At 61.1% G+C, this 10,746-nt stretch carries 9 protein-coding genes; 7 read left to right on the top strand and 2 right to left on the bottom strand.

Features of this window, described 5'->3' with window-relative positions; all coding sequences use genetic code 11:
* Nucleotides 1-16: 16 nt before the first annotated feature.
* Nucleotides 17-808, bottom strand: coding sequence for a hypothetical protein (locus I55_RS19915; protein ID WP_148293856.1), 792 nt, complete (start codon nt 806-808; stop codon nt 17-19).
* Nucleotides 809-944: 136 nt separating this feature from the next.
* Nucleotides 945-1,901, bottom strand: coding sequence for a calcium-binding protein (locus I55_RS19920; RefSeq protein WP_083901271.1), 957 nt, complete (start codon nt 1,899-1,901; stop codon nt 945-947).
* Between the two features lie 568 nt (nt 1,902-2,469).
* Between I55_RS19920 and I55_RS19925 the strand changes: the two genes are divergently transcribed.
* The 7 genes from I55_RS19925 (at nt 2,470) to I55_RS19955 (ending at nt 10,655) form a co-directional block, all read left to right on the top strand.
* Nucleotides 2,470-3,930: a UbiA family prenyltransferase gene (locus tag I55_RS19925; protein ID WP_044562329.1), complete on the top strand. Its 1,461-nt coding sequence runs from the start codon at nt 2,470-2,472 to the stop codon at nt 3,928-3,930.
* A 3-nt stretch (nt 3,931-3,933) separates the two neighbouring features.
* Entirely contained in the window at nt 3,934-5,286 is a 1,353-nt protein-coding gene (locus tag I55_RS19930) for an FAD-binding oxidoreductase (protein ID WP_044562330.1), read from the top strand.
* The gene (locus tag I55_RS19935; protein WP_252181225.1) at nt 5,283-6,065 is read left to right on the top strand and encodes an SDR family oxidoreductase; all 783 of its coding nucleotides are present in this window, start codon (nt 5,283-5,285) and stop codon (nt 6,063-6,065) included. The genes I55_RS19930 and I55_RS19935 overlap by 4 nt, the downstream gene beginning before the upstream one ends.
* Complete coding sequence (locus tag I55_RS19940; protein ID WP_044562331.1) at nt 6,065-7,036, top strand: NAD(P)-dependent oxidoreductase; 972 nt, start codon at nt 6,065-6,067, stop codon at nt 7,034-7,036. The genes I55_RS19935 and I55_RS19940 overlap by 1 nt, the downstream gene beginning before the upstream one ends.
* Before the next feature lie 21 nt (nt 7,037-7,057).
* A complete protein-coding gene (locus I55_RS19945; protein ID WP_044562332.1) occupies nt 7,058-8,335 on the top strand; it encodes an NAD(P)/FAD-dependent oxidoreductase in 1,278 nt (425 codons plus the stop codon).
* Nucleotides 8,332-8,769, top strand: a complete 438-nt coding sequence (locus tag I55_RS19950) for a GtrA family protein (protein WP_044562333.1) — start codon at nt 8,332-8,334, stop codon at nt 8,767-8,769. The genes I55_RS19945 and I55_RS19950 overlap by 4 nt, the downstream gene beginning before the upstream one ends.
* A gap of 158 nt (nt 8,770-8,927) precedes the next feature.
* Complete coding sequence (locus I55_RS19955) at nt 8,928-10,655, top strand: DUF2142 domain-containing protein (protein WP_286364312.1); 1,728 nt, start codon at nt 8,928-8,930, stop codon at nt 10,653-10,655.
* The last annotated feature ends 91 nt before the right edge of the window (nt 10,656-10,746 follow it).

Here is a 10,746-nt window from a genome sequence, read left to right on the forward strand (position 1 = left end):
ACATCGGGCACCCAGCTTAACGCGGCAGTACCGCGACCTTCATCGCCATCACCGGATCTTGCGGCTGGCTGGAGCGGCAGGGGATCCCATCCTGACCAGCCAGGTCCCCGTGACGCAGGAAGCGTACCGCGTATTCCACCTTGTGGGTGGCGGCCAGCGGCCCGACCAGCCGGAAACCCGCGCCCAGCAAAGGCATGCCGCGCCCGCGGGATCCCGCTGGCGCCCCCAACGTGACCCAGGTGCCCGCTTGGTCGACGGGGGTAAGGGCACAGTATTCCAGGCTGTTCGCCAGTTCCGGCGAACCGTCGACGGAAAAAGCCTCGATCCACAACAGATGATCACCCGCTGATGCCCATTCGCCACTGGCGAAGGTGCGATCCCCCAGGCGCTGAATATGAGTGGTCAGCCGCACATCGATATTGGGGGCCAAGGTTTCATCCCCCAGCCGTTGCACGCCCACATTCAGGCACGTCGACAACTGGCCCGTCAAACTCAAGGTGGTGAGCAGCAGGGGCGCCGAATTGGCCTTGACGATAACCGTGGCCCCTTCCGAGGCGCCTGACAGCCATGCGGAGGTGGACAGCCCTTGGGATGTCAGGAATTGCAGCGCCTCGCGCCCCCCCTCCGGCAGCGACGACAACTGGGCGCAGGGAAAATTGACACCCTTGATCTGCTGCCGGTCGCCCCCCGCAAGGCGGGCGGTGATGAAGTAGGTGCCTTCCGGAAGGACCATGACCTTGGGCGTCGCCCGCAAGGGATCGCCATCGGATGCCGGATTGGCCACCGAGGTTGCGCCGGCCGGCGCCAAAGCGTTGGGCTGCATGAGGCCTACCGATAAGACTGGGGACGGAGGATCAAACTTTATCCGGAACACGCCAGACGCAAGAAAGACTATGGCGGACCATAGGGCCCGCCATAGTTCAATTCAACCCCTGAGCTTAGGCTTAGCCCTTGCTGGTGAACCAGCTGACGCTCACACCCGTCACACCCTGGACCGTGATGGTGCTGCCATCCGGCAGGGTCAGGATGGTGTTGCCGCCCGACACCGTGGCGTTGCTGATCAGCGAGGCCAGATCCAGCGTCCCGCTGCCACCGTAATTGGAGCTGGTGAAGCCCAGGACATCCTGTGTCGGGTCGAAGCCCGCGACGGTGTCGTTGCCATCACCCGGCGAGAAGATGAAGGTATCCTTGCCGGCACCCCCAACCAAGCTGTCATTGCCGGATTCACCGATAATGTAGCTGCCACCGGAGCCCGCGACGATCGTGTCGTTGCCGGCGCCACCACCCAGCGTATCGAAACCGCTGCCCCCGACGATGCTGTCGTTGCCGGCGCCGCCGTTGATGATGTCGTTACCAGCGGAGGAGGAGATGATGTCGTTGGTCGACGAGCCGATGACGCTGTCGTTGCCGATACCGGCGACGACGGTGTTGGCCGTGCCGCTGGGGGTACCGCTACCGCCCAGCACCAGGAAATTGTTGCCGGCGTCGCCGACGATGACCTTGCCGCCGCTGCTGGCATCCAGGAACAGTGCCGTGGTGTTGCCCGCGGCCGTACCGGTCAGGACCACCGACGTCAGGCTGCTGTCCGCGACGACGTTGGTCAGCACCGTGCCGCCAGTGTCGGTGCCCGCGCTGGTCTGCGACAGATCGATCGCGGCCAGCGTGTTGCTGCCCGTCGTGTTGCTGACCACGACGCTGCTGACCGACGCCACGCTCGCGGTACCGAAAGTGATCGCCGCCGTCAGGGTCGCGGTGGCCACAGCGCTGGACGCCACGGTCACCGGCGCCGCCGTGATCGAAGAGCCGCCCGAGACGGCGGTCAACGCCTGGGTCAGCGCCTCTTGATCGGCATTGGTAATACCTTGGGTCGGAACTTCCGTACCACCTGGAAGAGTCGGCATGACTTTATACCCCCGCTGCGAACGTCACTTGGATCTTAATTGCCGTGCGCGCCAAGGCGCTGGCATTAACCAGTTAAAATTATATGGCGAACTTATTAACGCGTCCCGCCAGCCCCGCGTGATGAAAGAGGTATAATTCCAGCCCGGGTCGAGCACAAGTCGGATTCAAGAAGATTATCTCCATAATTTTATGCGTAAGCCGGCTAAGCACATTCGTTGGGTAAAATCGATGCGTAACCAGGTCAAAAACGTATGCCCTTAGGCCTATAACCTTCGTTGGCCGCGCCGTTTGTCCCGCATTCGTGCGGTAAACAGGGCTGCAAACACCCGATCAGGACCCGTTCGCAGGTGCAGCGATTCGGGTCCCGGTTTGGCGCACGATGCCCCCGCCCCTTGAACCGAGCCTAAACGCCGATCCAGGCAGAAGCAGCCGCCAGACCCTGTTTTAAGATTGACGCCTCAGCCGCCCTTATGGCTTTTCTGTTGCCGTTTTCGCAAGCCGTGTCATGGCTGCAATTCTAACAGATATTCAACACATTGATTGTCATTTACGGGGGCGTGCCAGGCGATGAACGGTGCAGCAGATATACATACGGTGCCCCCCACCGATCCTTCCGTGGACGTTCCTTTGGTGGTCGATATAGACGGCACGCTGATCAAATCAGACCTTCTTATCGAGAATTTCTTTACCGTGCTTTCCTCTAGACCTTTGGCCGCCCTTGGCGTTTGGCGTTTGCCGCTGCGCAGCAAAGCCTGGCTTAAGTCGTATTTGGCGGACAAGGCGGAGACGGATGTCACCACGCTGCCGCTCAATCAGCCTGTGGTCGATTTTCTTCTTCAGGAGAAAGCCAGAGGGCGCCGCATTTACTTGGCCTCCGCGTCCAATCACCGGCTGGTCCAGGCGCTTGCTCGCCACCTGGGGTTCGTCGACGGCGTCTTTGGATCCGATGGAACCGTTAACCTTTCCGGCGCGGCGAAGGCGGAGCGGTTGTGTCGCCAATTCGGCGGGCAGGGGTTCGACTACATCGGCAACGATTGGGTGGATTTCCCCGTGTGGCGCGCCTGCCGGTTGGCCATCGCGACCAACGCCCCGCCGCGTCTGGTGCGGCGCCTGAAGGCCGAACGGCCCAATGCCGTGGAACTGTCGGCGCCCCGGGGCGGCATCAAGGTCTACCTGAAGGCCATGCGTGTTCATCAGTGGCTGAAAAACCTGCTGGTGTTCGTTCCCTTGCTTGCCAGCCATGAGGTGAACCCACGCACCGTCGTGGACAGCTTGCTCGCCGCCCTGGCCTACAGTTTGGCCGCCTCCAGCGCCTACTTGCTGAACGATCTCCTAGACCTGCCCAACGACCGCGCGCACCCCTCCAAACGCAACCGCCCCTTGGCCAGCGGCCGCCTGCCCCTGCTTCAAGGCGCCCTGCTGGCCCCGATTTTACTGGTCCTGGCCACGTTGAGCGGCCTGGTTGTGTCTATGAACTTCCTGGGCGTCCTCGCCCTCTATTATCTGATCACGCTGGCCTATTCGCTCCACCTAAAACGGCACATGCTGATCGATGTGTTGACGCTGGCTGGACTCTATACCATGCGCATCCTGGCGGGCAGCGCCGCCATCGACCGCCCGTCCTCCGCCTGGCTGCTGGGATTTTCCGTATTCGTCTTCCTCTGCCTGGCCCTGATCAAGCGCTATATCGAACTGGTCGGCCAGCTGAGGGCCAATAAAGGCAACCCAAAGGGCCGGGGCTATCGGCTGGAGGATCTCAGCATCTTATCCGGCCTGGCCAGTGCCAGCGGCTACTGTTCCGTGCTGGTCCTGGCGCTGTATTTCAACAGCCCTGAGGTTCACGCCCTGTACAGTCATCCGACGCTGCTGTGGCTTGCTTGCCCGCCCCTACTGTATTGGATAAGCCGGCTGCTGCTGCTCGCCCACCGCGGTGAGCTGCATGACGATCCCGTCGTATTCGCCGCCACAGACCGCACCAGCCTGATCACCGGTGCCGTCATGCTGGCCATCGTCCTCGCCGCGATCTGACCCATGCGCCAGACGATCACATCCTGGGGCAATCTGGGGCCGGTCGACCATGACGTGGAGACGCCGGGCTTCCGCGACGAAGCCGCCCCTCTGATGGCGGCCCTAACCACGCGCGTCGGCACCGTCCTGGCGCACGGCCTCGGCCGTTCTTACGGGGACAGCGCGCTGAATGGCCAAGGCGGCCTCTTGATCACCCGCCGGCTGGATCGTTGCCATGCCTTCGACCACGCCGACGGCGTCTTGCGCGCAGATGCGGGGCTGAGCCTAGCCGAACTGCACGCCATCACCGTGCCCCGAGGCTGGTTCGTGGCGGTGACCCCGGGCACCAAGTTCGTCACCCTGGGTGGCGCCGTCGCCAATGACGTGCATGGCAAGAATCATCATGTCGCCGGCACCTTCGGTCATCATGTCCGGGCCCTGGGCCTGCGGCGGTCCGACGGCACGCTGCGCATCTGCGCACCCGATAGCGACCCCGATCTGTTCCACGCCACCATCGGCGGCCTGGGCCTGACGGGTCTGATTGAATGGGTGGAAATCCAGCTGCAGCCCATCACCTCCTCCGACATGGAGGTGGAGAACATCCGCTTCGACCATGTCGACCGCTTCTTCGACCTGGCGGCGGAAAGCCTGGATTGGCCTTACACTGTCGCGTGGGTCGATTGCCTGAGCCAAGGCGCGTCCCTGGGACGTGGCGTCTTTTCACGCGGACGACACGCCGCGGCCGGCCCGCTGGCGGCCAAAGCAGGCGGACCTAGGCTGGCCGTCCCGTTGACGCCGCCCTTCAGTCTCCTCAATGGCCCCACCCTGCGTGCCTTCAACGCGGCTTATTATAATAGGCCCGGTGCCACCTTCGCCGGGCGGTGCCATTTCGATGGATTCTTCTATCCCTTGGACGGCGTGCACCATTGGAACCGGGTGTATGGGCCCAAGGGCTTCTACCAATACCAATGCGTGGTGCCGCCCCATGTCGCACGGGATGCCGTCCGCGACCTGCTGACACGCATCGCGGCGTCGGGCACCGGATCCTGCCTGGTGGTGCTTAAGAACTTCGGCGACCGCCCGCCCGCAGGCCTGATGTCGTTTCCCATGCCGGGCACCACCCTGGCCCTGGACTTCCCCAACCACGGCACGCGCACCCTGGATCTGCTGGCCGACCTGGACCGTGTCGTTGACGCCGCTGGCGGCCGGCTCTATCCGGCCAAGGACGCCCGGATGCCATCACGGTTGTTCCAGGCGGGCTATCCCGCCCTGGCGGCCTTCAAGCGCCATATCGACCCCGCCTTCATGTCCGATTTCTGGCGGCGGATGGGGCAAGCGCCCCATGGAACTGATCAAGCAGGGAGTGAACAGGCGTGAGCGAAGCCCAGTCAGCCGGCCAGAACACGGCCGGCCAGAACGTGGTGATCCTGGGAGCGACCTCGGCCGTGGCGGAGCGCTATGCCCGCCTGCACGCCGCCCGGGGCGCGCGTTTGGTGCTGGCCGGCCGCGACGCCCGGCGGCTGGAAGCCATAGCCGCCGACCTCAAAGCCCGGGGCGCCGCCAGCGCCCAGGTGGCCGTGCTGGATTTGGCGACACCAGAGGCTGGATTCGATGCCGCCTGGACGGCAATGGCCGCCCAGGTGGGCCACCGGGTCGATATCGTGTTGGTGGCTTACGGCATCCTGGGCGACCAGAAGGCAGCCGAGGCGGACACGGCCGAGATGACGCGCCAACTGACCACCAACATGGCCAGCGCCTGCGCCTGGCTAACCGTCGCGGCCAACCATATGGAACGCCAGGGCCGTGGCACGCTGATCGCCATCGCGTCGGTCGCGGGCGACCGGGGGCGGCAGTCCAACTATGTCTACGGCGCCGCCAAGGGCGGCTTGGCCCTGTTCGCGCAGGGAATGGCCCATCGCTTCGCTGGAACCAACGTGAAGGTGCTGACGGTGAAGCCCGGCTTCATCGACACGCCCATGACCGATGGCCTAGCCAAAGGCGGCCCGCTCTGGGCAACGCCGGAAAAGGTTGCAGCCGATATTGACAAGGCGGCGGCGAAGGGCGCCACCACCCTGTACACCCCCTGGTTCTGGATGGGCATCATGATGATCATCCGCAACCTGCCGGGCGTCGTCTTCAATCGCATGAAAATCTGATGACGGATGGAAATCGGATGACCAGCAGCGCCAATCAGCCCAAAGGCAAGATCGTCATCACCGGTGCCGCCGGCCTGGTGGGCCAGAACCTGGTGGTCCGCCTGAAGGATGCCGGCTACACCGACATAGTCTGTATCGACAAGCATCCGGCCAACACACCGGCTCTGGCGCGCATGCATCCGGACCTTCAGGTCATCCAGGCCGACTTGGCCCATGACGACGGCTGGCAGGAAAGCCTGCAGGGGGCCGGCGCCCTCATCCAAATGCACGCCCAGATCGGTGGCCTGAACTGGACGGAGTTCGAGGACAACAACATCAAGGCGACGGAGCGGGTGCTGGCCGCCATGCAGGCGGCGGACGTGCCCTATCTGGTCCACGCCAGCTCCTCCGTCGTAAATTCCATGGCGGTGGACTTTTACACCGAGAGCAAGAAGGCCCAGGAAAAGCTGGTGGACGCCTGTCCGATCCCCCATGTCACCCTGCGCCCCACACTGATGTTTGGGTGGTTTGACCGTAAGCATCTTGGCTGGCTCGCCCGCTTCATGCGGAAGGTGCCAGTCTTCCCCATTCCCGGATCCGGCCGTTACATTCGCCAGCCGCTGTATGTCGGCGACTTCAGCGCCATCATCATCGCCTGCCTGGAAGGTCGCCGCACCGGCACCTACGACATTTCCGGCCAGGAAAAGATTCATTATATCGACCTGATCCGCGCCCTGCGCCGCGCGGTGGGAGCCAAGACGCCGCTGCTGACGATCCCTTACGGCCTCTTCCACGCACTGCTGTCCGTCTACGCCCTCATTGATCGCAACCCACCCTTCACCACGAAACAGCTAAAGGCGCTGGTGACACCGGACGAATTCATCGTTATCGATTGGCCTGGTATTTTCGGGGTGCGCACCACCCCCCTGGATGAAGCGTTATCCGTCACTTTTAACGATCCACGCTACGCCAGCGTCACCCTGGACTTCTGATTCCCTGAAGGATCAACTGCAATGGCAAAACTCGCCGTCATCGGGGCTGGCGCCATGGGCCTGGCCGCCGCTCATTACGCTTTGAAGGCGGGTCATGAAGTAACAGTGTACGAGGTGGACGGCCAGCCCGGCGGCATGGCGGCTCATTTCGACTTCGGTGGCCTCAGCATCGAGCGTTACTATCATTTCATCTGCAAGTCGGATCAACCGACCTTTGACCTGCTGGCAGAACTGGGCATTGCCGACACGCTGAAGTGGCGCACCACTTCCATGGGCTATTTCATTGACGGCAAGCACTACCGGTGGGGCGACCCACTGGCCCTGCTGTCCTTTCCCCTGCTGGGGCCTATCGACAAGCTGCGCCTGGGCCTGCAGATGTTCCTGACCACCAAGGCCCGCAATTTCCAATCCATCGAGCATCTGGACGCCGCCACCTGGTTCAAACGCGGCGCCGGCGACAAGCCCTTCAACGTGTTGTGGAAGCGGCTACTGGATCTGAAGTTCTTCGAATACGCCGACAACATCTCCGCCAGCTGGATCGCCACCCGCATCCGCCGCATCGGCAACTCACGCCAGTCACTGATGAAGGAACAGCTGGGCTATCTGGAGGGCGGGTCGGAGACCTTGGTTCAGGCCCTGGCCGCCGATATTACCCAGCGTGGCGGCACACTGCGTCTGGGCGCCAAGGTGGAGGAGATCGTGGCTGAGGGCGGTCACGTGAAGGGCGTACGCACGGCCAGTGGGCTGGCGCCCGCCGACGCCGTCATCTGCACGGTGCCGACACCCTACGTCGCGGACCTGGTGCCCGCCTTCACTGAAGCGACGAAGGATAAGTACCGCGCCATCGCCAACATCGGCGTGGTCTGTGTGATGCTGAAGCTGAAGCGACCCGTGACCCGGCACTTCTGGGTGAACATCAATGACCCGGCCATGGAGATCCCCGGCATCATCGAGTTCTCCAACCTCCGGCCCCTGCCGGACACGGTGGTCTATATCCCCTACTACATGCCCCACAGCCACCCGAAGTGGGATTGGACGGACGCCGACTTTGTCGCCGAAACCATGGCTTGCGTCCGCCGGCTGAACCCGGCCCTCACCGATGCCGACCTCATCGATACCCATGTCGGACGTCTGCGTTACGCCCAGCCGGTTTGCGAGCCGGACTTCCTGGATAAGCTGCCGCCAGTCCACACGGAAATCACAGGACTGCAGGTGGCGGACACCTGCTATTACTACCCGGAAGATCGGGGCATCGCCGAAAGTATCCGCTTCGCCAAGCGCATGGTTGACACCCTATGACCGACACCACCCTGGACAGGCCCCTTTCCCCCTTGCAGCGCCTGATGGCCAGCGAGTTTGCGCGCTTCCTGCTGGTCGGCGGCTTTTCCGCCGGCGTGAACGTGGTGGCGCGCTATCTGCTGAACCGCGCCATGCCGTTCGAGGCGGCGGTACTGGTGGCCTATCTGTTCGGCATGATCACCGCCTACCTGCTGTCCCGCCACTTCGTGTTCCAAGCGTCGGGGCGTAAGGCGCATGAGGAATTCGTGCGTTTCTGCCTGGTGAACGCCGTGTCGGCGGCGCAGGTCTGGCTGGTCAGCGAAGGCCTGGCCCGCCTGGCCTTCCCCTCCCTGGGCCTCACTTGGCACGCCGAGGATATCGCCCACGTCATCGGCGTGCTGTCACCGGTGGTGACCAGCTACTTCGGTCACCGTCATTTCTCATTCCGGAAGTGACGCCCTTTGAACCATCCTTGCCGGACAGGCCCAACGCTTTTCCTTAATTCTAATAGTCTGAACGGAAAATAAATGTCAAAACATCTCAAGTTTTTTGGCAACATTCCTTTCATTTATTTAATTATTTCTCTTTTCATTACCATTCCTCTCTGCTTCACATATCCCCCTTTCAATCGGCTGACGAGTTGAATCACTACCTGAGGGTGGGCCAAATTGCCCATGGCCAGTTCATGGGGCACAGGGTCGGAGAGACAGAGAGCGGCGGTGATGTCGAACGGTCCTTCCTGGACATCTACCGGCCCTTCCACCGCCTCATGACCAAATACGATGAGAAGGTTCATCGAGAAGACATCATAACTGCAGGCTTGGTGAACAACAACGGCATTTACCAATTTCAATCTTTCCCCAATACGGCGATTTATTCGCCACTCCTTTACGCCCCCTCTGCAATTGCCGTCTTTCTGACGACGAAGTTAGAGGTAAAGCCCTTATATGTATTTTATTCAGCCAGGGTGGCGACAGCAATAGTCTCCGCTCTGATATCTTTCTTTGGACTTCTTCTCGCCCGGAAAGGGCGATATTACCTTTTCGTCATATTGATGTTGCCCATGGTGCTATCACTGTATTCAGCCGTCAACCAGGACGCCATGGTGATAGCGTTGTCCGCATTCGGCATTGGCTTGATTTCCTTCCTGACCGGAGATGAAGGAAAAAGCCCGTCCAAGAAATTACCCGCCGTCTCGGCGGCACTCATTCTTGTGGCAATGGCACGGCCACCGTACCTTTTGCTGACTGCGGCCGTCCTGTCGCTCGTAAAGAACAAGTCAATCCGCTTTATCGCCTGCGCTGCTGTCATGGCACTAACCGCGATAGCCTCGATCATCTGGGTCATTTATCTAAAGAAGTCGGTATGGATACCTTTCTTTGTGCCTGGAATGCACGTATCGATTGGCGAGCAGATTTCGTTCATCGTGCACAATCCACTGCAGTTCATAAAAGTCATTTTAAATACCATCATCCACCAGGGTAATATTTACCTTCATCAAGGCATTGGCGACATCGGTTGGCTGGACACCCCGATGCCCGATTGGTATTTCTGCCTGACACTCTACATGGCCGTCATCGCCGCCGTTGCCGACATTTTTTCAGGCACCACGCCAAGCTATCGCAACAAAATAGAATCGATCGGTATACCGCTCGCGGTTTGCGCCAGCGTGGTTCTGACATTCCTGGCAATTCTGACAACCCAGTACCTGAACTACACCCCCGTCGGCGCAGATGAAGTGATTGGCGTCCAGGGTCGCTATATGATTCCCCTGGCGATTTTTCTCGCGGTGGCGGTTCCCCACGTATCCATACCCAATAGGGTAAGAGACGTTGTTGGGGCCACCATTCCTTTGGCGTTGTTCGCATGGGCCATCGTCACCGCCTCGGTGCTGTCATGGACGATCATCGACCGATACTACCTTGAGACCGCCAGCCGCCCGCCCGATTTTCATATCCACATCGCCGCTTCGTCGGATTTTGCTTCCGTCCCCCGGAAGGTCGGTGGCCATATCGACAATGTGACCGTCCAGGACAATCACATTGCCATTACCGGCTGGGCCTTGCGGTCAGGTTCCGGGAATTCGGAGCTGGTGCTGGTCACCCGTTACCAGCTTCAGGATTTGGAGGCCCGCAAAATGTCGCGGATTGACGTCGTGAACGTGCTGAAGGACCAGAAACTTCAATGGTCGGGGTTCCATGTGACCGGAACCATCGCGCCAGAAGAAGGAAATCTGACGGCGGATGATTTCTGCCTGGTTTCCAAGGATCCCGAATATGGCGATACCCTGGTTGATGGCAGCGGCGCGGCGTGCCGAGGCGACATGGCGTCGCCTCGGTAATAAAACGTACCACAGGGACTGTTTTGAATGCCCAGCAACCCTGAGCGGGGCATTTTTTCTTGTACCAGCGCATTTGATCGTGACTTCTCAA

It is taken from the genome of Azospirillum sp. B4 (assembly GCF_000333275.1).
In the GTDB taxonomy this organism is placed as follows: domain Bacteria; phylum Pseudomonadota; class Alphaproteobacteria; order Azospirillales; family Azospirillaceae; genus Nitrospirillum.

Bases quoted from the DNA above. Each gene is read 5' to 3' on its own strand.
- I55_RS19950 (WP_044562333.1), top strand. From the start codon at position 8,332: ATGACCGACACCACCCTGGACAGGCCCCTTTCCCCCTTGCAGCGCCTG.
- I55_RS19940 (WP_044562331.1), top strand. From the start codon at position 6,065: ATGACGGATGGAAATCGGATGACCAGCAGCGCCAATCAGCCCAAAGGC.
- I55_RS19925 (WP_044562329.1), top strand. From the start codon at position 2,470: ATGAACGGTGCAGCAGATATACATACGGTGCCCCCCACCGATCCTTCC.
- I55_RS19920 (WP_083901271.1), bottom strand. From the start codon at position 1,901: ATGCCGACTCTTCCAGGTGGTACGGAAGTTCCGACCCAAGGTATTACC.
- I55_RS19930 (WP_044562330.1), top strand. From the start codon at position 3,934: ATGCGCCAGACGATCACATCCTGGGGCAATCTGGGGCCGGTCGACCAT.
- I55_RS19945 (WP_044562332.1), top strand. From the start codon at position 7,058: ATGGCAAAACTCGCCGTCATCGGGGCTGGCGCCATGGGCCTGGCCGCC.